Annotated in this window: 27 protein-coding genes; 14 read left to right on the top strand and 13 right to left on the bottom strand. The window is 42.9% G+C overall.

The features are described 5' to 3' along the window. Positions 1-59: 59 nt before the first annotated feature. Positions 60-1,439, top strand: coding sequence for a M16 family metallopeptidase (locus ABD894_RS26240; RefSeq protein WP_345214072.1), 1,380 nt, complete (start codon positions 60-62; stop codon positions 1,437-1,439). Between the two features lie 18 nt (positions 1,440-1,457). Next, positions 1,458-2,792 (top strand): M16 family metallopeptidase, encoded by a 1,335-nt coding sequence (locus ABD894_RS26235; protein WP_345214071.1) that lies wholly within the window; start codon positions 1,458-1,460, stop codon positions 2,790-2,792. Between the two features lie 172 nt (positions 2,793-2,964). On the opposite strand, the gene ABD894_RS26230 is transcribed toward ABD894_RS26235, so the two are convergent. Next, entirely contained in the window at positions 2,965-4,056 is a 1,092-nt protein-coding gene (locus ABD894_RS26230) for an AI-2E family transporter (RefSeq protein ID WP_345214070.1), read from the bottom strand. Positions 4,057-4,257: 201 nt separating this feature from the next. Here ABD894_RS26230 and ABD894_RS26225 point away from each other — a divergent pair, with 201 nt between their 5' ends. Genes ABD894_RS26225 through ABD894_RS26210 form a run of 4 tightly spaced genes read left to right on the top strand, consistent with a single transcriptional unit; the run spans position 4,258 to position 7,295 of the window. Beyond that, a complete protein-coding gene (locus ABD894_RS26225; protein ID WP_345214069.1) occupies positions 4,258-5,121 on the top strand; it encodes a LiaF transmembrane domain-containing protein in 864 nt (287 codons plus the stop codon). Between the two features lie 41 nt (positions 5,122-5,162). Then, on the top strand, positions 5,163-5,498 hold the full coding sequence (locus ABD894_RS26220) for a DUF4288 domain-containing protein (RefSeq protein WP_345214068.1): 336 nt from the start codon (positions 5,163-5,165) through the stop codon (positions 5,496-5,498). 16 nt (positions 5,499-5,514) lie between these two features. Further along, positions 5,515-6,549 (top strand): sensor histidine kinase, encoded by a 1,035-nt coding sequence (locus ABD894_RS26215; protein ID WP_345214067.1) that lies wholly within the window; start codon positions 5,515-5,517, stop codon positions 6,547-6,549. Then, positions 6,546-7,295 carry a LytR/AlgR family response regulator transcription factor gene (locus tag ABD894_RS26210; RefSeq protein WP_345214066.1) on the top strand — a complete coding sequence of 250 codons (750 nt, stop codon included), beginning with the start codon at positions 6,546-6,548 and terminating at the stop codon, positions 7,293-7,295. Before ABD894_RS26215 ends, ABD894_RS26210 begins: the two co-directional genes overlap by 4 nt. A gap of 69 nt (positions 7,296-7,364) precedes the next feature. Here the strand turns inward: ABD894_RS26210 and ABD894_RS26205 are convergent, their stop codons facing one another. The 4 genes from ABD894_RS26205 to ABD894_RS26190 all read right to left on the bottom strand — a co-directional run bounded on the left by ABD894_RS26205 (position 7,365) and on the right by ABD894_RS26190 (position 10,445). Continuing rightward, a complete protein-coding gene (locus ABD894_RS26205) occupies positions 7,365-7,691 on the bottom strand; it encodes an FtsB family cell division protein (RefSeq protein ID WP_345214065.1) in 327 nt (108 codons plus the stop codon). A 460-nt stretch (positions 7,692-8,151) separates the two neighbouring features. Beyond that, the gene (locus ABD894_RS26200) at positions 8,152-9,522 is read right to left on the bottom strand and encodes a DEAD/DEAH box helicase (protein WP_345214064.1); all 1,371 of its coding nucleotides are present in this window, start codon (positions 9,520-9,522) and stop codon (positions 8,152-8,154) included. Positions 9,523-9,696: 174 nt separating this feature from the next. Then, positions 9,697-10,227, bottom strand: a complete 531-nt coding sequence (locus tag ABD894_RS26195) for a hypothetical protein (protein ID WP_345214063.1) — start codon at positions 10,225-10,227, stop codon at positions 9,697-9,699. A gap of 65 nt (positions 10,228-10,292) precedes the next feature. Next, entirely contained in the window at positions 10,293-10,445 is a 153-nt protein-coding gene (locus tag ABD894_RS26190; protein WP_345214062.1) for a hypothetical protein, read from the bottom strand. 118 nt (positions 10,446-10,563) lie between these two features. Between ABD894_RS26190 and ABD894_RS26185 the strand changes: the two genes are divergently transcribed. After that, a complete protein-coding gene (locus ABD894_RS26185; RefSeq protein ID WP_345214061.1) occupies positions 10,564-11,085 on the top strand; it encodes a hypothetical protein in 522 nt (173 codons plus the stop codon). Positions 11,086-11,364: 279 nt separating this feature from the next. Here ABD894_RS26185 and eno read toward each other — a convergent pair whose 3' ends face one another. From eno to carA, 8 genes are all read right to left on the bottom strand, one after another. Further along, complete coding sequence (gene eno, locus ABD894_RS26180; protein WP_345214060.1) at positions 11,365-12,660, bottom strand: phosphopyruvate hydratase; 1,296 nt, start codon at positions 12,658-12,660, stop codon at positions 11,365-11,367. Positions 12,661-12,762: 102 nt separating this feature from the next. Further along, a complete protein-coding gene (locus ABD894_RS26175; RefSeq protein WP_345214059.1) occupies positions 12,763-13,488 on the bottom strand; it encodes a DUF2490 domain-containing protein in 726 nt (241 codons plus the stop codon). 87 nt (positions 13,489-13,575) lie between these two features. After that, on the bottom strand, positions 13,576-14,727 hold the full coding sequence (locus ABD894_RS26170; protein ID WP_345214058.1) for an ABC transporter permease: 1,152 nt from the start codon (positions 14,725-14,727) through the stop codon (positions 13,576-13,578). Between the two features lie 137 nt (positions 14,728-14,864). Next, the gene (locus ABD894_RS26165) at positions 14,865-15,629 is read right to left on the bottom strand and encodes an ABC transporter ATP-binding protein (RefSeq protein ID WP_345214057.1); all 765 of its coding nucleotides are present in this window, start codon (positions 15,627-15,629) and stop codon (positions 14,865-14,867) included. A gap of 107 nt (positions 15,630-15,736) precedes the next feature. Further along, on the bottom strand, positions 15,737-16,147 hold the full coding sequence (locus ABD894_RS26160; protein WP_345214056.1) for a GNAT family N-acetyltransferase: 411 nt from the start codon (positions 16,145-16,147) through the stop codon (positions 15,737-15,739). 36 nt (positions 16,148-16,183) lie between these two features. After that, complete coding sequence (locus tag ABD894_RS26155) at positions 16,184-16,402, bottom strand: hypervirulence associated TUDOR domain-containing protein (protein WP_345214055.1); 219 nt, start codon at positions 16,400-16,402, stop codon at positions 16,184-16,186. 43 nt (positions 16,403-16,445) lie between these two features. Beyond that, the gene (locus ABD894_RS26150) at positions 16,446-17,327 is read right to left on the bottom strand and encodes a hypothetical protein (RefSeq protein ID WP_345214054.1); all 882 of its coding nucleotides are present in this window, start codon (positions 17,325-17,327) and stop codon (positions 16,446-16,448) included. A gap of 197 nt (positions 17,328-17,524) precedes the next feature. Then, on the bottom strand, positions 17,525-18,625 hold the full coding sequence (gene carA / locus ABD894_RS26145) for a glutamine-hydrolyzing carbamoyl-phosphate synthase small subunit (protein ID WP_345214053.1): 1,101 nt from the start codon (positions 18,623-18,625) through the stop codon (positions 17,525-17,527). Positions 18,626-18,832: 207 nt separating this feature from the next. Here carA and panB point away from each other — a divergent pair, with 207 nt between their 5' ends. From panB to ABD894_RS26110, 7 genes are all read left to right on the top strand, one after another. Continuing rightward, positions 18,833-19,648 carry a 3-methyl-2-oxobutanoate hydroxymethyltransferase gene (gene panB, locus ABD894_RS26140; RefSeq protein WP_345214052.1) on the top strand — a complete coding sequence of 272 codons (816 nt, stop codon included), beginning with the start codon at positions 18,833-18,835 and terminating at the stop codon, positions 19,646-19,648. A 101-nt stretch (positions 19,649-19,749) separates the two neighbouring features. Next, complete coding sequence (locus tag ABD894_RS26135) at positions 19,750-20,451, top strand: RluA family pseudouridine synthase (RefSeq protein WP_345214051.1); 702 nt, start codon at positions 19,750-19,752, stop codon at positions 20,449-20,451. Positions 20,452-20,565: 114 nt separating this feature from the next. After that, positions 20,566-21,060, top strand: coding sequence for a lipocalin family protein (locus tag ABD894_RS26130; protein ID WP_345214050.1), 495 nt, complete (start codon positions 20,566-20,568; stop codon positions 21,058-21,060). 63 nt (positions 21,061-21,123) lie between these two features. Beyond that, positions 21,124-21,702, top strand: coding sequence for a phosphoribosylglycinamide formyltransferase (gene purN / locus ABD894_RS26125; protein WP_345214049.1), 579 nt, complete (start codon positions 21,124-21,126; stop codon positions 21,700-21,702). A gap of 121 nt (positions 21,703-21,823) precedes the next feature. Next, positions 21,824-22,015 (top strand): hypothetical protein, encoded by a 192-nt coding sequence (locus ABD894_RS26120; RefSeq protein WP_345214048.1) that lies wholly within the window; start codon positions 21,824-21,826, stop codon positions 22,013-22,015. A gap of 172 nt (positions 22,016-22,187) precedes the next feature. Further along, positions 22,188-23,714, top strand: a complete 1,527-nt coding sequence (gene purH, locus ABD894_RS26115) for a bifunctional phosphoribosylaminoimidazolecarboxamide formyltransferase/IMP cyclohydrolase (protein ID WP_345214047.1) — start codon at positions 22,188-22,190, stop codon at positions 23,712-23,714. Between the two features lie 105 nt (positions 23,715-23,819). Next, positions 23,820-24,842 carry a rod shape-determining protein gene (locus ABD894_RS26110; protein ID WP_345214046.1) on the top strand — a complete coding sequence of 341 codons (1,023 nt, stop codon included), beginning with the start codon at positions 23,820-23,822 and terminating at the stop codon, positions 24,840-24,842. Positions 24,843-24,865: the final 23 nt, after the last annotated feature.

Raw genomic sequence — 24,865 nt, 5'->3', positions numbered from 1 at the left:
ATTTTATTTTCATATATACTGATATATTTATAGTTCTATTTTTAATTAACTGTAAATATATGACCTCTAAATTTATCAAAAGCTTTTTGTTAGGCCTGGTGGTGATGCTGTGCACCGTGCACACGTTTGCCCAGCCTAAACTGCCCGAAGGCTACTTCTGGAAAAAACTTCCGAATGGCCTGGAAGTGGTAGTTATTGAAAACAGCAAAGTTCCGCTGGCTACCATCGAAATTGCTGTAAAAAACGGTGCCTATACCGAAGGCCCCGAATACAGCGGTTTATCGCACCTTTTTGAGCACATGTTCTTTAAAGCCAACAAAGATTATCCCGATCAGGAGAAATTTTTGAAACGCACGCAAGAACTTGGCGCTATCTGGAACGGCACCACCGATGTGGAGCGTGTAAACTACTTTTTCACGTTCGACAGGGATAGCCTTAACGCCGGTTTAAAATTCATGAACGCTGCTATCCGTTTCCCTATTTACCGCGAGGAAGATATGAAAAAGGAACGACCCGTGGTTGACGGCGAATTTCAGCGTGCCGAAAGTGATCCGGGTTTTCAGTTATGGTACGAAACCCAGCAAAAGCTTTGGGGCGACCTGCTAACCCGCAAAAACCCTATCGGCGTACACGAGGTGATCAACAATGCTACTCCGGCAAAAATGATGATCATCAAGGATAAATACTACTTCCCTAACAATAGCTTATTAACCATTTGCGGCGATGTTAAGCACGATGCAGCCTTCGCGCTGGCCGAAAAAATATTTGGCGACTGGGCTTCAAGCGGTTTCGATCCGCATGTAAAATACCCTATCCCTCCGTTTAAGCCATTAACCAAGGATGAGTATTTTGTAAAAGAATCAACCATTGCCCAAACACCGTACATACAGTACAGCTGGCAAGGTCCTTCATACCTTACCGATTCGGCTTCAACTATTGCTGCCGATGTGTTTTCTACCATTGTTGGTTTAAATTCATCAAAATTACAGCAGGCGCTGGTTGATAAAGGCCTGGCTTCTTCAGTGTCGGTAAGTTACACTACCTGCAAATATGTTGGCCCTATCGAGGTATTTGTGGTACCAAATCCTAACAAAATAAAAGAATGTACTGATGAGGTGTTAAAACAGATCAATGCCTGGGATAAGGCCGACTACTACACCGATGCCCAGCTAACCGACGCGAAAGCCATTATGAAGCGTAACAACTTGCGCCGTAAAGAGAAACCATCATCACTGGCCAGCCAAATGAGCTACCAATGGTGCAGTACCTCGCTCAATTACTTTACCGATTTGGATAGCAATTACCAAAAGGTTACCCGTGCCGATATCAAGAAGTTTTTGGATACCTATATCATAGGTAAACCAAAAGTGGCAGGTATTATTTTAAAACCTGAATTGAGTAAACAACAAAATGTAGCTTCATTTTTTGTGGCTAAGTAATCCTTAAAATCTATTACAATGAAGAAATACATATTTGCATTACTGATAGCGGCAACCGCCGGCAGCATAAAACCGGCCATGGCGCAGGATGAAGCTTACGAGATGACAGTAAGCGGCGTAAAAGTGATAGTACAGCCTACCAAAAACGATATTGTTGAGATACAAACCATTATAAAAGGCGGTGTACAAAACTACCCGGCAACCAAAATGGGAATCGAATCAATGGCCATGACCGCCCTTACCGAATGCGGTACACTGGAGCACGATAAAAACAGCTTTAAAGATGAGCTGGACAAAGTGAGCGCGCAAGTTTACGGCTATACCAACAAAAACTATTCGGTGATCAGGATGAATTGCCTTAAAGGCGATTTGGATGTGGTATTGCCCCTGTACATTGAGGCCATGACACAGCCTAAGTTTGATGCCAAGGAGTTTACCCGCATTAAGCAGGACGCCATTAACGATTTGAAAGCCAACGAGTCGCAGCCCGATGCGGCTATTGATAAAATGGCGGATAAGATAGCCTTTGCCGGTCGTGATTATGTGAAAGACCCAGCCGGTACCGTGCCTATTATTACGGCCTTAACCCCGGAAGAAACCAAGAAATACTACCAGTCTATCTTTACCAAATCGCGTATGCTGATCGTGATCGTAGCTAACCTTGAGCGCGGTGAGATAGAAGCTAAAGTGAAGGAATTTTTAGGCGGTGTTAAACAAGGCGCTCCTTTCGAATTTAAAAAATCATTCTTCAGGGTGTACAAAAACTCATTTAATTCCGAAAAGAAAGACCTTGCGACCAACTATGTAGAAGGTATCACCAGCGGTCCGCAGCCGGGCGCGCCTGATTACGATGCGTTCAGCGTGGCTATGCGCATATTCGCTAACCGTCACTTTTTAGATGTACGTACCAACAACGGCTTATCTTACGCCCCGCAGGCATGGTTCAGCAGCGGCGCTACTTCAGTAGCAAGATTCTCGGTATCAACCACCCAGCCCGATAAATACATCGCTGTATTTGACAAACTGGTTGACAAGATAAAAACCGATGGCTTCAAAGCCGATGAAGTTGCCGACATGAAAGTTACCTACGTTACCGGTTTCTATTACAAAAATGAAACCAACAGCGCGCAGGCATCATCAATTGCAGCTAACGAAGTATTACACAGCAACTGGAAACGCTCTTTAACCATGGCCAGCGATGTTAAAAAACTAACGCTCGACCAGGTGAACACCGCTTTCCGCAGCTATATCGGCAATATCATCTGGGTATACCAGGGCGATCCTAAAAAGGTTAACCCAACCCTGTTCATCAATGGTACTTTGAATAAGGCAGATAACCCGGTTGGGCATTAAGAATGACGATGGCTCACACCACTCTCCACTGTCATGCTGAGGAACGAAGCATCTATCGCTGATAAGCATAGCGAAGAAGATTCTTCAAACGTTCGCAATGACAATTCTTATAAAACAAAGGCCCGGACAGCAATACGCTATCCGGGCCTTGTTATTTATGCTACCTCAATTACTATTCGGCGGGTTTGGGTTTGGCCCGGTTCCACTTAATGCCTTTATGCTGCATAGGCACGGTATCGCCAAGCAGTTTACCCCATGGTTTCAATCCGTCAATATGATCGAAAATGATCTTTATTACGGCTATAAACGGAATAGACAGGAACATTCCCGACACTCCCCACAAAGCATTTCCCAGTAATACTACCACTATCGACATCAGGGCGTTGATCTGTACTTTTGAGGATACTATCCTCGGCACAAGTATATTATTATCGATAAACTGGATGATGATATACGCAGCAATTACCCCCAACTGTGTACTGTAACCGTCTTTAGTAACGGTAGCCATCAGCACAGGTAAAGCTATAGCGATAATGCCGCCCAGGTAAGGGATCAGGTTTAAAATAGCACCTATCACGCCTATCAGCAAGCCATATTTCACGCCTAAAATAATAAGCGCGGTGGCATTTAAAATGGCTACTAACAGCATCTCTATCAGTAAGCCAACAATATAACTTTGTATGGCGGCTTTGGTCTGTTTTAGTATTTCGCCTACCTGCTTAGAGTTCTCTTCGCTGAACGATTCGTACAGGAAATTTAAGATAAGCGGCTTGTAGAACAGTATCAGGAAAACATACACCGGCAGCAGGAAGATCACGCTCAAGACACCGAGCACGGTGCCTACCGTTTTACCTACCATTGATTGGCTGCTGTTGATGAGATCCTGTATCATTTTGGTTTGCTTTTCAATAGCTACACCAAAGGTGTTTTGCACCCAGTTTTGCAGTTCTACCGATATTTCAGCAAACTTTTTCTTCAGCATGGGCAACGATTCGCCGAACTGGATCATCTGTGTTGACAGGAAATAGAACACCGCCAATACTATAATAATGGCTATCAGCATGGCCAGTATGATAGATAGCAACCGGGGCACTTTAGCGTTTTGCAAACGGGTGCAAAGCGGGTTTAAAAGTACCGCAATAAAGCCGGCAAACGCCAGCGGAACCAGTATATCTGCCAGTTGCGCAAACACGTAAACCAGCAGTATAATACCAAATAATATGACCGTGCTTTTAAGGTAAAAAGGGTAATCTTTAGTGACCATGATGCGTGTGGATGAGTGTATATAATGGCAATTTAAGTTAATTGTTTTGGGCGGCATAGTTTTAATATTACAACCCGCAAAATTTTCACCGCCAAAAAGCACCCGCTTACCGATTTGTTTAAAGCTATTGCCAGTTTAGTGTTGGCATACCTCAAATGTTAATGTAGTTTTATACCATTAATAATTTTGAATATAAAAGTCATGAACAACTATATAGATAAATCAAAAGAGCCGCGCAATGGCAAAACCATTGCAGGGGTAATACTTTTGGTGGTGGGTGCGGTTCTGCTGATAAATCAACTCAACATCGTGTTCTTTCCGGGCTGGCTTATCAGCTGGCCAATGTGGTTAATTATACCGGGTTTATACATAGGCGCTAAAAGCAATTTTAAAAAGAACGCCTGGTTTATACTGGTACTTTTAGGCGTGGTTTTTTTAATTGACGAAGCCACTCCGCATGTAAACACAGGTCGTGTAGTTTGGCCGCTGGCATTCATCGCCTTTGGTATATGGATAATACTTAAACGCAGCCAACGCAGCGATAACGAAAAATGGAAACGTTTTGAGGAAAGCGGCAAACAACCGGTTGATTTTAATACACCTGACCCACTGGTTGATTATACGGTGAACGATAGCAGCAATGCAACTACCGGCAGCAGCAACTTCAGCACCGGCGAACCGCAGCAACCTAAAAACCCCTTTGCCGGTTTTACCGGTACATACAATGATGATCATTTAGATACTGTAGCCGTATTTGCAGGGGTAGATAAGATCATTCTGTCGAAAGATTTTAAGGGCGGCGAGGTGGTTAACATATTTGGCGGTACCGAACTTAACCTTACCAAGGCCGATATTAATGGTCGTGTAGTGATTGAACTTACACAGGTATTTGGCAGCACCAAGCTTATTGTGCCTCCGCACTGGCATGTAATATCAGATATGGCGGCAGTATTTGCCGGGGTTGATGATAAGCGAATGCGTCATGCGGGCGCCATCAGCAGCGAAAAGGTGTTGATACTTAAAGGCATATCCATATTCGCGGGGGTTGATATCCGCAGCTACTAAAACTTAAACAAGAAGATCTATTAACTGCAATATTTTTTAACATGAACTGGTACGTAACAAAACTCATTTTCAGGATCATCAGCGGCGATGGCAACCACCCTGCCCAATTTGATGAGCAACTAAGATTGATAAATGCCGAAAACGACCTTAAAGCTTTTGAAAAAGCCAATAAGATAGGCGCCGAACTGCAAGACAGCTTTACCCAGGCTCAAAAGCAGGCCGTGCAATGGCAATTTGTTGATGTAACCGAAGTAAACCAGCTTAATGGCCTTACCGATGGTACCGAGCTGCACTACCAGATACACGAGGCCAAAGATGCCGACCTGTATATTGCATGGGCGCACCATAAAGCGGCCTTGTTGACTGTTAAAAATTAATTAAAAGAAAAAGGCTTTGGCTATTCCACAAATACACTTAACACGATTATACCTGGCATTCGCGGTTTGCGGGCTGGCATGGGCCATGCTGCAAACGTATATTGTGCATAGCTTCGGCTTTGACCTGTATATGTCGGTTATTGATGGTGTGGCAAGCTCGGCCCTGTTAACCGGCGCCTGTTGGCTTATTAACAACAACCTGCGTTATTACCTGCCGGGCAAAGGCAGTTATATCAACCTGTTTATTTGGTGCGTGGCGCTGGCTGCTATTTGCGCTGCCGGTGGCCGTTACCTGCTGCCGCTGATAAAACCGGGCGAAGTATATATCAACTTCTTACAGCAATCGCTGGTAATACGCTTTTTTACCAACTTTTTAGCTATCGGGTGGATGGCCATGCTTAGCGCCATGTATTTTTCGCAGCTCGATCAGAAAGAGACGGAGAAACGCCGTACCGAAGCCGAAGCACTGGCCCGCGATGCCGAACTTTATAATCTGCGCCAGCAACTGCAACCGCACTTTTTATTTAACAGCCTTAACTCTATCAACGCGCTTATCGGTTTTAAGCCTGATGAAGCCCGTAAGATGATCCACCAACTGTCGGACTTTTTACGTGGCACGCTGCGTAAGGACGACCAGCAACGGGTAAGCCTGAGCGAAGAGCTGCAACACCTCAACCTGTATCTCGAAATTGAGAAAGTACGTTTCGGCCACCGCCTGCAAACCGAGGTAAGCTGTGATAAAACATGCGGCGAAGCCATTATGCCTGCCATGCTGCTGCAGCCACTGGTTGAGAATGCAATAAAATTTGGTTTATACGATACCATTGGCGAAGTAACCGTAAGTATTCGCGGCGAAATGGATGGCGGTTATTTGGTGCTGATGGTGCAAAATCCGTACGATCCTTTAACGTCGCGGCCGAAGCGGGGTACCGGTTTTGGCCTCCGCGGGGTACAAAGAAGGCTGTATTTGTTATTTGCCCGTAATGATTTGATGGAAACTCATGCAAATGATAATATATTTACAACCATAATTAAAGTACCACAGGCATGAAACGCGCACTGATAATAGATGATGAACCATTGGCACGTATGGTTGTAATGGAGTATCTGCAAAATTTTAAAGACCAGATAGAACTGATACAAGAATGCGGCGATGGCTTTGAAGGGCTTAAAGCTATAATGCAATACCAGCCCGATCTGATATTTTTGGATGTGCAGATGCCTAAAATAACCGGCTTTGAAATGCTGGAGCTGGTAGAGCAGCCGCCATCGGTAATATTCACCACCGCGTTCGACGAATACGCCATTAAAGCCTTTGAGGCCCACGCGGTAGACTACCTTTTAAAACCCTTCAGTAAAGACCGCTTTAATAAGGCCATCGACAAATATCTTGCCCTTAGCGCCGTAGATGCCAAGCCCGTTAAACAAACCGAAAAACTGCTTGATGAGGTATCATTATCCCCTGCCCAGCACGAGCGTATTGTGGTAAAAACCGGTACCAAGGTAAAGATCATCCCGGTACGTGATATATTGTATTTGCAAGCCGATGACGATTATGTAAGCATCATCACTCCCGAAGGCTCATTCCTGAAAAATAAGACCATGAGCTTTTTTGAGCAAACGCTGGATACCAATCAATTTGTACGCGTACACCGCTCTTATATACTTAGCGTATCAGAAATTACCCGTATAGATCCTTACGAAAAAGATTCGCACCTGGCCATCCTTAAATCGGGCGCCAAAATACCGGTAAGTAAAACAGGGTATGTTAAGCTGAAGCAGGTATTGGGGATATAGCAGACAAAGTGATCAACTCTGTTTTATAGCAAAACAAAAGGAATACTAGGGAAAAGAAGATTAAACGTATTATTCTTTATTTCCCTTTTCTTTTACCACCACAAAAACATCTTCGTTATCCTTTTTCATCAGGTATTTTTCGCGGGCGAATTTTTCGAGCTTTCGGGGGTTGGAAGTAAGTTCGTCGAGGTCTTTGGTTACCTTGTTGGTTTCCTTTTCGTAGAAATCGCGCTCTTGCTTTAATTTTTCTACCTGTTGATGGTACTCATAGCGCGACAGCAGGTCGTTCTTATCAAAAAATATCATCCATACCACAAATGCTACTGTAACCAAAAAGAACTTGTTACCGAAGAGGGCTATAAGGCGTTTCATTTTAGCTGGATCTATAAATTTCATTTAAAGCTATTTAAAATTTTTGAGGGATGCAAATATGCTTATTAACTTATTAACATCAAATGCAGTTAAACCATTAATAAATAACAAAGGGATTAACTTATTGTAAGTTAATCCCTTAAAATTATTGTGTAAAAACTATTATCAATGAGGTACCAAGCAATCAACTTAGGTTGTGCTTGTGCCGTAATTAACGGTAGTCTGCTCTTGGGCGCAGGCCCCATTACTTTTGAGGGCAAAAGTAACAAAACCCTTGTCCAGCAAAAGGCTTCTTGCCGCACAAGGCCTCTGCCCTGCAAACGTCCAGAACTTAGGGCTGGAACTTTTGCCCCATGCTTCGCCACTCATTTCCTGCCCACATGCAACAAGTTCGCTATGCCCGCCTTTGCGCACCACCCCACCACAGTTCTGCCCGCTTTCGCCCGAAGCTGTTTGCTGACGGGGAACGAGACTTATCTTCTTCTTAAGAAGCGCGTTTGTTACCACCACTGGTACGGGCTTTGCCGCTCATGCCGCTACCTTCGCTGCGGTTGCCGCCGTTGCCCTTGTTGCGGTTACCACCAAAGCGTTTGTTACCACCCGATGATTGACCTGCACCGGCAGGTTTAGCGCCACGATGACCGGCACCGCCACGGTTTCCGCCTTTTTTCTCCTGCTTTTTAAGCTCCTGCAATATGCGCTGCTGGCTGGTAAGCTGTGGCAGCGGATAAGGGTGCTCCTCATTTACAGGGATAGCCTTGGCAATCAGTTTATGAATATCTTTCAGAAATTCCTTTTCCTCTTCATCGCAAAACGATATGGCTATACCATTTGCGCCCGCCCTGCCTGTACGGCCAATACGGTGCACATAGGTTTCGGGAATGTTAGGTAATTCAAAGTTGATTACGTGTGTAAGTTCATCAATATCGATACCACGTGCGGCAATATCGGTAGCTACCAATATGCGTGTGCTGCGGTTTTTGAAGTTGGTTAACGCACGCTGACGTGCGTTTTGTGATTTATTACCGTGTATGGCTTCGGCAGTGATGCCAACCTTGTTAAGGTCTTTAACTACTTTATCGGCTCCGTGTTTGGTACGGGTAAATACCAGCGCGGTAAGTATGGTTTTATCTTTCAGCAGGTGTATCAGTAACGATTTTTTGTCGCCCTTATCTACATAATAAAGTTCCTGCTGTATAGTTTCGGCGGTTGATGATACCGGGGTAACTTCTACCCTTTCCGGCTTGTTCAAGATGCTATCGGCCAGGTGCTGAATTTCTTTTGGCATGGTAGCCGAAAAGAAAAGCGTTTGCCTTTTCACCGGGATTTTAGCGATGATCTTTTTAACATCGTTCACAAAACCCATATCCAGCATACGGTCGGCCTCGTCCAGTATCAGCATTTTAACCTGGTCAAGGTGCACAATGCGCTGGTTCATTAAATCGAGCAATCGGCCCGGAGTTGCCACCAAAATATCCACCCCTCTGCGTAAAGCATCAGCCTGCGGGTTTTGCGACACACCACCAAATATCACCAAATGCTTTAAACCGGTATGCCTGCCATAAGCGGCAAAGCTCTCGTCAATCTGGATAGCCAGTTCGCGGGTTGGGGTTAAAACAAGGGCCTTAATGGTTTTTTGTTCTTTGTGCTGTTGCCTATTGTTATACAGCAACTGTAATGTTGGTATAGCAAAAGCGGCTGTTTTACCTGTACCAGTTTGGGCACAGCCTAAAAGATCTTTTTGTTGTAATATAATAGGTATCGCCTGTGCCTGTATAGGCGTAGGCTGAGTATATCCCTCAGTTTTAAGAGCCTTTAAAATAGGCTCAATCAAATTCAATTTTTCGAATGACATGTATTGTATTTATTGCTAACGCGAAGCATACTTGGATCTGAAGCGTTTGTTATGTGCGGTGATCAAAACCGTAAGCGAGCGGGTAATTATTTTAGCAAAGATACAATTTATTATTGGAACATAGATTTTGAGGTATTTAGGAGTAAAAGGGTAACAAGCATTGACAAATTAAAGCTAAAGCCCAGGGTAGGATTTCATTACATCATTCCATTCAATTAATGCGCTATGCATTTCTGCCTTAACATTGTTCATTTCCTCACTTTTATCCGCTACTCCTTCAACATGCTCGTATTGCAAGTCCTCATAAGTAACCAACAAACCATATAATGTGTTAAAGTAAATACTATCATAAACATAGTTCTTAATTTCTGACCAGAAATCATATCTCCGCAAAACCTTATAATGTATTTCGGCAATACCATCAACTATATCTTTTTCACCATTAATTATTTGACGTACAATTATCAAAGCATATTGTAACGTGGCCAATCTTAAATCGGGAACAGCGATGTTCAGTTCTTTAAGTGCGGCGTAATAATACTTTTCAATATCCGGGGTTAATTCATTTTTACCAAGACCAGCCAATATCCACAATGAGGACGAATCAAAACCATCCTGTAAACCAAGAATAGCAACCGCAGGCAATTGATCAGCAGGCAAATTTCCCGTTACATATTGGGGTACTGACTGTTCAAATTTGGTCATCACTGATTAACAAAATGCTATAAAATCTACCTTTAACGTCTTTTGCATCTCCATATTCAAAATCGTCACTCATCATTTTCCTTTTCTTCCAATATCCAACTTAGGTCGGTTATAGGTTTTATGCTTTCGGGATGCTGTTCAATATTGCGTAACCTAAGATCAAGCAATTCTTGTTGCCAGTTTGGTAATAGCGATTTTTGGTCGGTAGGTTCGTGCATACACCAAATTTACAAACTAAAAAAGCATTGACAAATTTAGAAAGCAGTCAATGCCGACAACAGGTAGATTTGTTATTTATTTGTATATTAAACCATTAAAAAACATCAACCTAAACTAATGAAAAAATTGCTCGCACTTTGCGCTTTGATAATATTAATATTTCAAAGCCAGGCTCAAACACTGAAAACATTTAAGGATATCAAATCCGGAAAAATAGTAAAAACAGCCTCTCTAACTTTAACTCCGCCTACTGAAGCTTTAAAACAAACTATAAAATTTGTATCCAAAGGCAGCGAAAAATCAATTTATATTGAAACGCTAATTAAAGTGTATGATGAAGATTTGAAGAACACTTATCAATATGAAGGGATTACAGTAATGTTCAGTTTCGAGGATAAAAAATCATTCACCCTGCCAATAGAAAAGAACCTTTCTTCATTTAAGGATTTGCCAAATAAAGGTCACTTTGTTAGCATAGGATTAAAAATCACTGATGAACAACTTAATTATTTCCTTAAATATTCGCTTTTACAAATTACGGTACTTGCCACACCTCAAAATGGTGTTGTTTTGCGCCAACCTGAAAATGAGATGGCAAATCAATTAAAAAATTGTGCCGCCTATGTTTTGGTGCCTTAACTCAACCTGGTTACAAACTTTCAAAAAAGCTTTGACAACTTTTTGAAAGTTGTCAAAGCTAAGCCTCCCGCTGTCATCTCGAAACGCAGTGAGAGATCTTCTTCATTATGCAAATCTGCTACTTGTTTGGAGCAGAAGATTTCTCCTCGTACCTCGTTCGAAATGACATTCAGGGTATGTATCCCAACAAAAAAACGCCGACCCACAGGGCCGGCGTTTCAATATCAACGATAAAAACCTTTCAGCTTTTACCTTTAAGCTTTCGCCTTATCGCTCTCCTTATTTTTTAAGGAATTTGAAGTTTTTACCGATGAATTTAGCGTTGCTGCCTAATTCTTCTTCGATACGTAATAACTGGTTGTATTTAGCGATCCTATCTGAACGTGAAGCTGAACCGGTTTTGATTTGACCGCTGTTTAATGCTACAGCTAAATCGGCGATGGTTGCATCTTCAGTTTCGCCCGAACGGTGACTCATTACTGAAGTATAACCGTTAGTTTGCGCTAAAGAAACCGCGTTGATAGTTTCGGTTAATGAACCAATTTGGTTTACTTTTACCAATATAGAGTTAGCAGTATCGGTATCAATACCTTGTTGTAAACGTTTTACGTTAGTTACAAACAAATCGTCACCTACTAATTGTACGCGATCGCCAATTTTTTCGGTTAATAATTTCCAGCCAGCCCAGTCATCTTCAGCCATACCATCTTCGATAGAAACGATAGGGTATTTTTCAGATAATGAAGCCAGGTAATCAGCTTGCTCGGCACTGGTACGGATAGCACCTTTATCGCCTTCAAACTTAGTATAATCGTATTTACCGTCTTTGTAAAATTCAGACGCGGCACAGTCAAACGCCAGGTAAATTTGCTCACCTGCTTTGTAACCGGCTTTCTCGATAGCTTTGATAATGGTTTCAACAGCATCTTCGGTACCTTCAAAAGTTGGCGCGAAACCACCTTCGTCACCTACTGCTGTAGAAAGGCCTCTGTCGTGTAAAATTGCTTTCAGGTTATGGAAAACCTCGGTACCCCAACGCAATGCTTCAGAGAATGAAGAAGCGCCGATAGGCATGATCATGAACTCCTGGAAAGCGATAGGCGCATCAGAGTGCGAACCACCGTTTACAATGTTCATCATAGGGATAGGTAAAGTGTTAGCGTTAACACCACCTACATAACGGTAAAGCGGCTGACGGCTCTCTTGCGCTGCTGCTTTAGCTACTGCCAAAGAAACACCCAAAATAGCGTTAGCACCCAGGTTACCTTTATTTTCAGAACCATCCAGCTCAATCATGATGCTGTCAATAGTATTTTGCTCAAACACATCAACACCTTTCAATGCGTCGGCAATTTTATCGTTTACGTTAGCAACAGCTTTTAAAACACCTTTACCTAAGTAAACAGATTTGTCGCCGTCCCTAAGTTCAACAGCCTCGTGTACGCCGGTTGAAGCACCAGAAGGTACTGCTGCACGGCCTAAAGCACCGTTCTCTGTTAAAACATCAACCTCAATGGTTGGGTTACCACGCGAATCTAAAATTTGGCGGGCATGTACGTCAATTATTATGCTCATACTAAATTGTCAGGTTTTTTGAAATTTTACACTTTTAAACGGCGGCTAAGTTAACAGCTAATTCAATAAAACGCAATCAGAAATTAGCATTTATTATGATTCTTAATCAATTGTGCTCGGCATGTGCTCATTTGGCTTGGCGGCCTTGCGGTTTATGCGGTATATCACCGTTATAGCGAGGTTATTTTTATCGCCCGCCGAGGTAAGCGTATAGTTGTACTGGTTTAACCAGCCCGCCTGCACCGTTACCGCCTTATCAAACTGGTAGCCCAACGCGGCCGAAAAACGGTTACGTTCAAAATGCGGCGCCTTATTATTCAGGAAAATCTCATCAAATACCGAAACAAAAAATGTTTTGGGCTCAAATTTTTTATGATTAAGCGGCACAGCCAAATTAAGGCGGTAACGAAAACGGTTGCGGTATATGCCATTCAGCCATCTTTGCTCGGCACGGTAACGGTGTTCCAATTTGATACGATCAAGAAAAGAGTTGACGGTCAATTGCTCCCACATACGGGCTTCAACCACGGTTGGCGGGGCATCAAGATTATTAAAATCATAAGTAACGTAGCGCCCGCCGCCTATCAGCGCGGTGTAGTTCTTAGCCAAGTCGTAGCTGATACCACCCTTGGTTTCGTAATAAAAGAATTGGTTGAACAACTTATTGGCGCGCGATTGCAGTTCGATGTATCCGCCCCATTTATGCGCACTATCACCGGGTAAAACAACTGTAGCAATGCCCCAGGTACCCGTTTTGCCATTCTGCGCCTTAACATTTAATGAACACACAGTTAATATTAACCATACGAACGCAATCCTTTTTAACATATTTGCTTATTTATGCAGCAAATATATTTCCTGATTGTTACCTGAATGTTAATATAAAACCACCTAATGTTATTTTAATGTTAAGCACTATTCCCATTTAAAGGTCTTAACAGCTATGGTGTAAATCACTATTCCCCATATCAGCAATATCAATAACTGGTGCGTTACATCAAACAAACCAGCCCCTTCAAAGGCCACCTTGCGCATGGCATCATTTAAATAAGTTAACGGCAGTGCCCGGCTAATGGGTTGCAACCACTTAGGAAAAGCGTTGATGGAAAAGAAAGTGCCCGACAGCAGGAACTGCGGCAGCGTAATAATATTGGCGATAGGCGGCACCGTGCTTTCTGTTTTGGCAATGCCCGATACCGTAAACCCGAAGCCCATAAACACGATAATACCGATCACCGAGAGGATGAGCATATTAATTACCGTAACAAAACCATGTATCAGCGTAAAGCCAAAAGCGAAGTGCCCTATCAATATAATAAACAAAGCGCCCATCAAAGAGAAGGTGATACGCGCCAGTGCCTCACCAATAACAATGCTGTATCTTTTAACCGGGGTTGCAAAAAAGCGTTTGATCACCAATGTAATGCGCAGACTTAAGAACACGAAAGCAGTACCGAACACGCCTGTACTCAACAGCGAAAACCCCAGCTGACCGGGCAATATAAAGTCGATAGTTTTGTATTCGCGGCCGCTGATGGAGGTTTCCTTTAGTTCGGCAAACGCAGGAAATTCCTCTTTACCAGACAGCTTTTTCCTGAAACCCGATTCAATATCATTCAATATATTATTGAGCATTGTTTTGAATATACTACTGCCTTTTATAGATGCTTTGGTATACTGTACATTTACAATAAAGGGCGATTTATTAGGCAAAGCGGATAAAGGAGGCTGAAGAATCCAATCATTACCTGTTTTACGAATATCTATTATAACATCTATGCTACCTTTCACAAGCTCGGCGTTCATATCGGCAGTGCTTTGATCCTTGATCAGCTTTAGCAGCTTCACTTTTTCAAGTGCTTTATACACCGGATTAACTGTATCACAGGTTTTAGCCACACCTACATCAACAGTAACTCCGCCGCCACCAATAAAACCAAATACCAGTATAAATATCAGCGGAAACGCCAAACTGAATATCACAGCCGAGGGGCTGCGAAGTATCGATTTTAAGCTTGCCTTTGCAATAGCCAGTGTTGCACCTATGTTACTGTATTTGTTGGTCATATTGTATTTTTGGTCCGGAAGTCGGAAAAGTCCGCAAGTCCGGAGAATTTGTCTCTTTTTAGTATTATTTATGGTGACAGTCAATAAAGCCGTTCCTCTTTCGGACTCCCGGACCTTCCCGACTTTTCGGACTTCATCTACCCCTCCCGCCAGTCTTTACCTGTTAGGTTAATGAATACATCTTCGAGGTTGGCTAGCTTCACCTCTTTTTTACGTTCAAAGCCCGATGCTACCAGTTTATCAATAAAAGCATCAGGGGTATCAATGCCTACAATTCTGCCGCCGTCAACAAAAGCTACGCGGTCGCACAGCACTTCGGCTTCGTCCATATAATGGGTGGTAATTACTACCGTAGTGCCGCTATCACGGATCTGTTTGATGAGTTCCCAAAGGTTACGGCGTGCCTGCGGATCGAGCCCGGTAGTGGGTTCATCAAGGAAAATAATACGCGGATCGTTAATTAAGGTGGTAGCTATGGAAAAGCGTTGTTTTTGCCCGCCCGAAAGCTGCTTGTATTTCGCTTTGGCCTTATCGGTAAGCGCTACTTTCTCCAGCATTTCCATCGGTGTTTTACGAATGCCGTACAAACCAGAGAACAGATCGATCAACTCGGACAGGTTTAAATTGGGATAATAACCTGCCGCCTGTAACTGCACACCAATGCGCTGTTTAATAGCATCAGCGTCGCCATCTACCGAAAAACCGTCCACAATGATCTCGCCGGAGGTTTTATCCCTTAAGGTTTCAATAATTTCGAGTGTGGTGGTTTTACCGGCACCATTGGGACCAAGCAAACCAAATATCTCGCCTTCATACACTTCAAAACTTATATCTTTTACTGCTGCAAAGTCGCCATAGTTTTTAACGAGATTCTTTACAGTGATAATAGGTTTTTTTTCCATCGTGTAAAAATGGCACAGTTTGTTGATATAACCATAAACTTTTTAGCAACTGACGCAATTTTTACGGTTAACTGTCGCGCTACTATTTGCCAAGCGCAAATGGGGAGCTACTTCAAATCATTCACATCCCTTAGCAAATAGCAATGCTCATGGTTGGTCATGCCAATTTTAGGGTAATAACCTACCGCAGCCGGCGCGGCAAGTAATATCAGGGTGGCTTGCGGGGTTAGTCTTTTAGTTTCGGCGATCAGTTTTTTACCGATGCCCCGGTGCTGAAAGGCTTCGTCGACGGCCAGATCGCTTAAATAAGTACAGTATACCCAGTCAGTTACCGAACGGGCCACACCTACCAGTTGCCCATCTGCGCGTGCCGTTACAATCAGGCCTGCATTACGGCACATCTTTTCAATACGTTCAATATCATCAATTGGGCGACGCTCGCCTAATGTGCTTTTTATCAGCAGGGCTTTAAATTCTTCGGCTTGCAGATTTTCTTCTGCCTGGTAGGTAATATCCATAACGGTTTTGAGTGAACGGGATAAATGTAGAAAGTTCTAATCTTTCTTTTTACCTTTTTTAAGCTCGCTCTCCGATTTTACAACCTGCTGACCTTTATCCGTTTTTATTTCAAAGGCCGGTTTATCCTTACTGGCATTGCGTTTTACCTTCGCGCCTTTAATAGTTTTGGTAACCGGCTCGGTATGTGTTTTTGTAATGGTACCCTCGGCCTCGCCATTGCTCCAGTTCCAGTGTACGGTATCTCCCTTTTTCATAATGGTATTTTTGCCGGAGATGTAGCAATACGCCTGCCAATAACTATTGCCCGCTATTATATTTATCTAATTCATTTTTATTATCGAAGTAGAACCCATCTTTATAATCATCTTCTGATAGGTGCATTATAAAGTCGCGTTCAAAATACTTTTCAAATTCGGCAGAAGTTAGTTTCTTTATCGCTTTTATCGTATTCTCGTCTGCATCGGAAGAATTCCTCCTGACCGCAAATTGAGTAACGCTATCCAATTGTATTATCGTATGCTTATCATCAATCTGTCTAATCTTAACTAAAGCTGTCGCTTCTGAATAATATTCATCTACAAAAAAGTAAATATAGAATAAAGAATCCGCCATGTTTTGAATACTATCACCTGCTGCGTATTCAGATTTTAGTTTACCAAGGAGCACAGCCTTACTAAAAGGTAATTCATACTTTTTATCAATTTTTTTATTGAGAACGAACGATTCCCGCGCTTTTGATGTAGCACAAAATGAAAAGACAGCGAGCACTCCTATCATCATAGCCATGCCTAACTGCATACTGTTGCTATGTATGTTGTTATTCTTTTTATAAAAACGATAAGAAAAAGGCAAAATACCAAGAGCAATAAGGTCACCATAATCAACCACCCTGCTTAAATGCAAACCTGTAGTATGACTTACTGCATCAATAAAAGACTGCGAGAAACTACTTTTCCAAAAGATGAAAAACGCTGCAGTTGCATAATACACAAACAAGGGGCGGTTTACAAAAGCTGCAATAAAGAGCGGAAAAATGAACAATCCTGCAAAATCAGATAGCTTACCCGTAACCATCCCGGGATACTGATATTTAAGATAGAAATCGTTTAATAACAATATTAAAAGACCGGCTACAAAAGCTTTAGTTGTCAGCAGGTTCCATCTGAATGCGCTTTTCATGAGAGAGGTTATTAATAAGGTTAAAGTACACATTTATTAATAACACTTTCGCTAAAAAGCAACCCAATAAAAAAGCCTTTCAAGCAAATACTTGAAAGGCTTTTTTATTTCGGATATCGAATTTTCAATTTCGAATTTATCATCTGCACATCTGAAATCCGCACATTCGCACATCATTCACTCGCGCAGCAATGAAATTACTTCATCAGCTCGATAAAGTCATCAAACAAATACCTTGAATCGTGCGGACCAGGAGATGATTCCGGGTGATATTGTACCGAGAAGGCTTTTTTATCTTTCACACGGATACCTTCGATTGATTGGTCGTTAAGGTTAACGTGGGTAATTTCTACTTTATCAGATGCTCTTACTGCTTCGGGCACTACACCAAAACCGTGGTTTTGTGAGGTTACCTCACAATGGTCTTTAATAATGTTTTTTACCGGGTGGTTTAAACCACGGTGACCGTTGAACATTTTCTTGGTCGGGATATCGTTAGCCAAAGCCAGCAACTGGTGACCAAGGCAAATACCGAACATCGGTTTATCAGCAGCCAATATTTCTTTTACAGTTTCAACTGCGTAAGGCATAGCCGATGGATCGCCGGGGCCGTTAGAGATGAAGTAACCGTTCGGCGCAAAATCTTTTTCCATTTCGGCAAAGGTGGTTTTTGCAGGATATACCTTGGCGAAAACTTCGCGGTCGTCGAAATTACGGAGGATGTTTTTCTTAACACCTAAGTCGAGCACCGCTACACGGTACGGCGCGCTTTCGTTACCAAACGTATAAGTTTCGGTAGTTGATACCTGCGATGAAAGCTCTAAACCATCCATTGAAGGCACTTCGGCTAATTTAGCTTTCAGCTCTTCCAGGTCAAGTATCTCCGAAGAAATGATGGCGTTCATGGCACCTTTATCGCGTATGTGGCGAACCAGCTGGCGGGTATCAATGTCAGATATACCTACAATATTCTGCTCCTGAAAGTAATCCTGTATTGATTCATCGGCCTGCTTACGGCTGTAAGCTATGTTGTAGTTTTTGCAAACCAAACCGGCTATCTGTATCTTGTTTGATTCTACTTCCTCGTTGGCAATTCCGTAATTACCTATGTGCGAGTTGGTGGTCACCATTATCTGCCCGAAGTATGATGGGTCAGTAAAAATTTCCTGGTACCCGGTCATGCCTGTATTAAAACATATTTCGCCGGTAGTGGTTCCTATTTTTCCGGCTGCTTTTCCGTAAAAAACAGTTCCATCTGCAAGCAATAATACAGCCGGTAATTTGGTGTAGTTAGTCATTATAAAATAAATTAAATGATATATAAACCCGGTTTGCCTGGAGCGACGCGCCGTTAAAACTATGCGGAAGTTTGAAGTAAAGCACCCCTATTTTCACGGCGCAAAGTTACAAAATTTTAATATTGTGGTTATATAAATTTTCAATATTTTATATAAAGGGAGTTTCTAACTTTGCAAAGGCTTATTTAGCATTAAACCCCGTTACTAATGTCAGTAAATAAAGAAGTAAAAAGAGTAACTACCCACACCATTCAGGAAATGAAGAACAAGGGCGAAAAGATATCGATGCTTACCGCGTACGATTATTCTATTGCTACCATTGTGGATGATGCCGGTGTAGATATTATATTGGTGGGTGATTCGGCCTCGAACGTAATGGCCGGGCACGAAACTACCCTGCCCATTACGCTCGACCAGATGATCTACCATGCATCATCGGTGGTGCGCGCGGCAAAAAGGGCGCTGGTAGTGGTCGATCTTCCTTTCGGTTCGTACCAGGGCAACTCTAAGGAGGCATTAAATTCAGCCATCCGCATTATGAAAGAATCGGGAGCGCACGCGGTAAAAATGGAAGGCGGCATTGAAATTGCCGAATCTGTAAGCCGCATACTTACGGCCGGCATCCCGGTGATGGGCCATTTAGGTTTAACCCCGCAATCGATTTACAAGTTTGGTACTTATACCGTAAGGGCCAAAGAAGAAGCCGAAGCGCAAAAATTAAAAGAAGATGCCCTTAAGCTGCAAGAACTGGGTTGTTTTGGTGTAGTGCTCGAAAAAATACCCGCCAAACTGGGCGAAGAAGTAAGCCAAAGCCTGCAAATACCTACCATAGGTATAGGTGCAGGGCAACATTGCGACGGACAGGTATTAGTGATACACGATATGCTGGGCATTAACAAGGGCTTTAAACCTCGCTTTTTACGCCAGTACGCCAGTTTATATGATGTAATGAACGATGCCATAAAAAACTACGTAAGCGACGTAAAAGCAAACGACTTCCCAAGCGAGAAGGAGCAATATTAGTGGAAGAGTCAATAGTCGATGGTCGATAGTCCATAGACCATAGTGAAAAAACAATTGACTATGGACCATCGACTATGGTCCATGGACCTTAAAAAAGAAACATGAGCAACAACGACATTACCGATAACGATATATTATACGAGGATAATCACCTGATTGCGGTTAACAAACGCGCGGGTGATATTGTGCAGGTGGACGAAACCGGTGATGAACCGCTCGACGAAAAGGTGAAGAAATACATCGCCAAAAAGTACAGTAAACCCAACGGGGCTTTTTTGGGTGTGGTGCACCGTTTGGACAGACCAGTTAGCGGCCTCATCTTGTTCGCCAAAACCAGCAAAGCGCTCGAAAGGATGAACAACCTATTCAAAACGCGGCAGATCAGGAAGACCTATTATGCAGTGGTGCGCAACAAACCCAATCCCGAGTACGGCGACCTGGTGCACTGGCTGGTAAAAAACCCTCAAAAAAACGTTACCAAGGCGCACGACCATGAAGTACCGGGCAGTCAGCGATCTGAATTGCATTACCGTTTGGTAGGCGAAGCAGGCGGTTATTACCTGATAGAAGTTAACCCCGTCACGGGCCGACCGCATCAGATCCGTGTGCAGCTATCAACCCTTAACTGCCCTATAGTTGGCGATAATAAATATGGTTACCCAAGAGGCAGTCTGCGCAGATCTATAAGCTTGCATGCGCGTAAGTTGCAGTTCATCCACCCTATTAAAAAAGAGCCTATTGAGATAAAGGCGCCATTGCCAAAAGATGGTTTTTGGGAGAAGTTTGCGCACCTGATGCAGTAAGTATGGTTTAAAAAAATCGGCTTTATAATAATACGAAACTATTACACCCGTTTAACAAGAAGAATATCGGGGCAAAGGCATATTTTTACCGCTGTCTTTTCCTCACGAAAACCAATGAACAGGAACACATTCGCATTTATATTTTCAGTATTAGCTATCACGCTGTTGTATTACTCGTGCAAAAAAGAGAAGAACGCCACTATCGCGCCCCTGCTTGCCAGCGGTTCGTGGCAACTGGCATCGGCACAGGTTACCAGCTACACCGGCGATACGCAGGATAGTTTGGTAAAGCTGGATTCGGGTTGTGTGTTTAAGCAAATCTTTACCTTTAAAGCCGATAATACCTGCACGTTTACTAATTACCATTGCCAGGAATCAACCACTACGGGCAATTGGTCGTTATCAAACGACAGGCTGTTCCTTATTTCAGATATCGCATTTCAGGATACTACGGTTATCGGCAAGGCCAGGGTATTTGAAAATTCGCGCATTGTAAACCTTGGGCAGTATTCGCTCGTATTAGAGGTAGGCGATATTCAAACCAATTACGGGTCCAGGCAAAAACGCAGGATAGCCAGATATGGGTTTATTCGTCAAAAAACGCAATAAATAGTAATTAAATCAGCAAAATTTTATATTTGAGTCAATTACAACAATAATCTGTCTGCCATTTTGAAAAAACGAATAGCTATTTTCGCCTCCGGTTCAGGTTCAAATGCCCAAAAAATAATGGAGCATTTTAAGCGCCATAACGACGCTGAAGTGGTTATCATATTAACCAATAATCCGCAGGCTTACGTATTGCAACGGGCTGATAATTTTGAGATTCCCTCCCATATTTTTACCCGTGATGAGTTTTACAAAAGCGACGAGGTAATACACTTACTCAAAAACCTGCATGTAGACCTCATTGTACTGGCAGGCTTTTTATGGCTGGTACCACAATCACTGCTGAAGGCATTCCCCAATAAGATCATCAACCTGCACCCTGCCCTGCTGCCTAAATACGGCGGTAAAGGTATGTATGGCGACAATGTACACAAAGCTATTTTGGCAGCCGGCGAAGATGAATCGGGCATTACCATCCACTTTGTTAATGAGCAATTTGATGAAGGTGAGGTGATCCACCAGTCGCGCTTTAAAATTGAACCCGGCGATACGCTTGAAATGGTTAAATTTAAAGGCCAGCAACTGGAGCACCACCATTTTCCGAGGGTGGTTGAAAATTTGTTGAAGAGGATGAAGAGTTAACCATGATTTTCTTGAAAAGGACCATGATTTACCTGATTTTAACAAGTATCCGATAATTGACCATGATTTTCTTGAAAGAAGCATGATTTGCCTGATTTTAACACTTCACCGATAACTGACTATGACTTCTCCTGAAAAGAAACTTGATTCACTTGATTTAGAAACGGGTATCCCGGAGATTCACTCTTCTGAGCAGCGCGATGATGCTTATCCTGGTTGGGTAATTAAGGGTGTAAGAGATTCTTTAGATCAAGCAAAACAGGGTAATCTTATTGCGTATACCGACATTAAAGCGATGCTTGATCTTAAATAAATTGCTGGTAAAACCTTGATAAAATGCTTTTCCGGGGCTTTTTTATACTTAATTGGGCTGCACCAAAATACCCGTTAAATACGCCCGATTTTTCTCCGCAAAAAAACTGATTTTCAATCGCAATTCTCTGAGCAGTAATCACTACCTTTGCGGCTCAAAATTTCGATAGTACATGAGCAATCCAGTTCAAATAAAAAACGCTTTAATTTCTGTTTATTATAAAGACAACCTTGAGCCCATCATTCACGAGCTTAACCGTCTTGGTGTAACCATCTATTCAACCGGCGGTACCGAGACTTTTATCCGTAACCTGGGTGTTGATGTTGTTGCCGTTGAGGATCTTACCTCTTACCCTTCTATATTAGGCGGCCGCGTGAAAACGCTGCATCCAAAAATATTCGGCGGTATACTGGCACGCAGAAGTTTCGACAGCGACGAGCAGCAACTGGCCGAATACCAGATCCCCGAAATTGACCTGGTAATTGTTGATCTTTATCCGTTCGAAGAAACCGTACAATCGGGCGCCGGGCAGGAAGATGTGATCGAAAAGATCGACATCGGTGGTATCTCACTTATCCGCGCAGCAGCCAAAAACTTTAAAGATGTAGTTATTGTTGCCTCTAAAAACGATTACGGCGTACTGGAAGATATCCTGAAAACACAGGACGGCAAAACCACTATCGACCAACGCAAAAAATTCGCGCATAAAGCATTCAATATCTCTTCAAATTATGATACTGCCATTTTCCAGTATTTTAATGAAGAAGATCCGCTGCCGGTTTTCAAACAAAGCATACAAACCAGCCAAACCCTGCGTTACGGCGAAAACCCGCATCAAAAAGGCACTTTTTATGGTAACCTTGATGCTATGTTCACCAAACTGCATGGCAAAGAGCTTTCATACAATAACCTGGTAGATGTTGACGCCGCCGTTGCCCTTATCGATGAATTTACCGAGCCTACCATCGCCATTTTAAAGCACACCAACGCTTGTGGCATTGCCTCACGCAGCTTTATTAAAGAAGCCTGGATAGATGCTTTGGCCTGCGACCCTGTATCGGCCTTTGGCGGTGTGATCATCGCTAACGATGAAATTGATGCCGAAACCGCTACCGAGATCAGCAAGATATTTTACGAAGTACTGATTGCCCCTGCTTATACCGATGAGGCTATACAAATACTGCAAAGCAAAAAGAACCGTATCATACTGATCCGCCAGCGTGTGGAGTTGCCTGCTAGACAATTTAAAACATTGCTTAACGGTGTAATTGAGCAGGATAAAGACAATACCGTAGAAGGCCCGGCACAAATGAACGCCGTTACCAACAGAAAGCCTACCGAAGTCGAATTGAAAGACCTTTACTTTGCCAACAAAGTAGTTAAGCATACCAAATCGAACACTATTGTTTTCGCTAAAAACAACCAGTTAATGTCGAGCGGTGTTGGGCAAACTTCAAGGGTTGATTCATTAAGGCAAGCGGTATTAAAAGCGCACAGCTTCGGGTTCGATCTTAACGGTGCTGTAATGGCGTCTGACGCGTTCTTCCCTTTCCCTGATTGCGTGGAGCTGGCGGCCGAAGCAGGCATTACCGCGGTACTGCAACCGGGCGGTTCAATAAAAGATCAGGATTCAGTTGACATGTGCAACGAAAAAAACATTTCAATGGTAACCACCGGAGTTCGCCATTTTAAACATTAATAATTAAAACACAATAAACATTATAATTTAACGCTTAAAGAACAATTGATTGATTAATAAGCGTAATTTTATAACCGTTGCACCATAATTTGAAGCAAAAAGCCAATGGGTCTGTTTAACTTTTTTACACAAGAAATTGCCATTGATCTGGGTACCGCAAATACTCTGATCATTCATAATGATAAAGTTGTTGTTGATGAACCATCGATAGTAGCATTTGACAGAAAGACCAATAAAGTTATCGCTATTGGGCGCCAGGCCATGCAAATGGAAGGTAAAACACATGATAACATCCGAACGATACGTCCGCTTAAAGACGGTGTAATTGCCGACTTTGACGCTGCCGAATACATGATTCGCGGGATGATCAAAATGATCAACTCGGGTAAAGGCTGGTTCTTCCCGTCGTTACGTATGGTGATCTGCATCCCATCGGGTATTACCGAGGTAGAGAAACGTGCCGTACACCAGTCTGCCGAAAAAGCGGGCGCTAAAGAGGTTTATCTTATCCACGAGCCAATGGCTGCCGCGGTAGGTATCGGTATTGATGTGGAAGAGCCTATGGGTAACATGATCATCGATATTGGTGGTGGTACTACCGAGATCGCTGTTATCGCGCTTTCGGGTATCGTGTGCGACCAATCTATCCGTGTAGCCGGTGATAATTTTGATGCCGACATTGTTCAGTACATCCGTCGCCAGCACAACATCATGATTGGTGACCGTACTGCCGAGAAGATCAAAATTGAAGTAGGTGCCGCGTTGCCTGAACTGAGCGATCCACCGGCTGATTTTGCCGTACAAGGTCGTGATTTGATGACAGGTGTGCCAAAGCAGATCATGGTATCATACACCGAGATCGCGCACTGCCTTGATAAATCGATATCAAAAATTGAAGAAGCTATTTTAAAAGCATTGGAGATTACCCCTCCCGAGCTTTCAGCAGATATTTACCAAACAGGTATTTACCTAACCGGCGGCGGTGCATTACTGCGCGGTTTAGATAAACGTGTTGCTGCCAAAACCAAACTACCGGTACACGTAGCCGAAGATCCGCTGCGCGCGGTAGTACGCGGTACAGGTACAGCACTTAAAAACATCGGTAATTTTAAATTCTTAATGCAATAATATTAGTTGTAAGTTGTGAGTTA

The organism is Mucilaginibacter gynuensis (assembly GCF_039541195.1).
Taxonomy (GTDB): domain Bacteria; phylum Bacteroidota; class Bacteroidia; order Sphingobacteriales; family Sphingobacteriaceae; genus Mucilaginibacter; species Mucilaginibacter gynuensis.
This window is presented reverse-complemented; position numbering and strand designations above follow the sequence as displayed.

Coding starts and splice junctions, on each gene's coding strand:
- ABD894_RS26240 (WP_345214072.1), top strand. CDS start 60: ATGACCTCTAAATTTATCAAAAGCTTTTTGTTAGGCCTGGTGGTGATG.
- ABD894_RS26235 (WP_345214071.1), top strand. CDS start 1,458: ATGAAGAAATACATATTTGCATTACTGATAGCGGCAACCGCCGGCAGC.
- ABD894_RS26230 (WP_345214070.1), bottom strand. CDS start 4,056: ATGGTCACTAAAGATTACCCTTTTTACCTTAAAAGCACGGTCATATTA.
- ABD894_RS26225 (WP_345214069.1), top strand. CDS start 4,258: ATGAACAACTATATAGATAAATCAAAAGAGCCGCGCAATGGCAAAACC.
- ABD894_RS26220 (WP_345214068.1), top strand. CDS start 5,163: ATGAACTGGTACGTAACAAAACTCATTTTCAGGATCATCAGCGGCGAT.
- ABD894_RS26210 (WP_345214066.1), top strand. CDS start 6,546: ATGAAACGCGCACTGATAATAGATGATGAACCATTGGCACGTATGGTT.
- ABD894_RS26205 (WP_345214065.1), bottom strand. CDS start 7,691: ATGAAATTTATAGATCCAGCTAAAATGAAACGCCTTATAGCCCTCTTC.
- ABD894_RS26200 (WP_345214064.1), bottom strand. CDS start 9,522: ATGTCATTCGAAAAATTGAATTTGATTGAGCCTATTTTAAAGGCTCTT.
- ABD894_RS26195 (WP_345214063.1), bottom strand. CDS start 10,227: ATGACCAAATTTGAACAGTCAGTACCCCAATATGTAACGGGAAATTTG.
- ABD894_RS26190 (WP_345214062.1), bottom strand. CDS start 10,445: ATGCACGAACCTACCGACCAAAAATCGCTATTACCAAACTGGCAACAA.
- ABD894_RS26185 (WP_345214061.1), top strand. CDS start 10,564: ATGAAAAAATTGCTCGCACTTTGCGCTTTGATAATATTAATATTTCAA.
- eno (WP_345214060.1), bottom strand. CDS start 12,660: ATGAGCATAATAATTGACGTACATGCCCGCCAAATTTTAGATTCGCGT.
- ABD894_RS26175 (WP_345214059.1), bottom strand. CDS start 13,488: ATGTTAAAAAGGATTGCGTTCGTATGGTTAATATTAACTGTGTGTTCA.
- ABD894_RS26170 (WP_345214058.1), bottom strand. CDS start 14,727: ATGACCAACAAATACAGTAACATAGGTGCAACACTGGCTATTGCAAAG.
- ABD894_RS26165 (WP_345214057.1), bottom strand. CDS start 15,629: ATGGAAAAAAAACCTATTATCACTGTAAAGAATCTCGTTAAAAACTAT.
- ABD894_RS26160 (WP_345214056.1), bottom strand. CDS start 16,147: ATGGATATTACCTACCAGGCAGAAGAAAATCTGCAAGCCGAAGAATTT.
- ABD894_RS26155 (WP_345214055.1), bottom strand. CDS start 16,402: ATGAAAAAGGGAGATACCGTACACTGGAACTGGAGCAATGGCGAGGCC.
- ABD894_RS26150 (WP_345214054.1), bottom strand. CDS start 17,327: ATGAAAAGCGCATTCAGATGGAACCTGCTGACAACTAAAGCTTTTGTA.
- carA (WP_345214053.1), bottom strand. CDS start 18,625: ATGACTAACTACACCAAATTACCGGCTGTATTATTGCTTGCAGATGGA.
- panB (WP_345214052.1), top strand. CDS start 18,833: ATGTCAGTAAATAAAGAAGTAAAAAGAGTAACTACCCACACCATTCAG.
- ABD894_RS26135 (WP_345214051.1), top strand. CDS start 19,750: ATGAGCAACAACGACATTACCGATAACGATATATTATACGAGGATAAT.
- ABD894_RS26130 (WP_345214050.1), top strand. CDS start 20,566: ATGAACAGGAACACATTCGCATTTATATTTTCAGTATTAGCTATCACG.
- ABD894_RS26120 (WP_345214048.1), top strand. CDS start 21,824: ATGACTTCTCCTGAAAAGAAACTTGATTCACTTGATTTAGAAACGGGT.
- purH (WP_345214047.1), top strand. CDS start 22,188: ATGAGCAATCCAGTTCAAATAAAAAACGCTTTAATTTCTGTTTATTAT.
- ABD894_RS26110 (WP_345214046.1), top strand. CDS start 23,820: ATGGGTCTGTTTAACTTTTTTACACAAGAAATTGCCATTGATCTGGGT.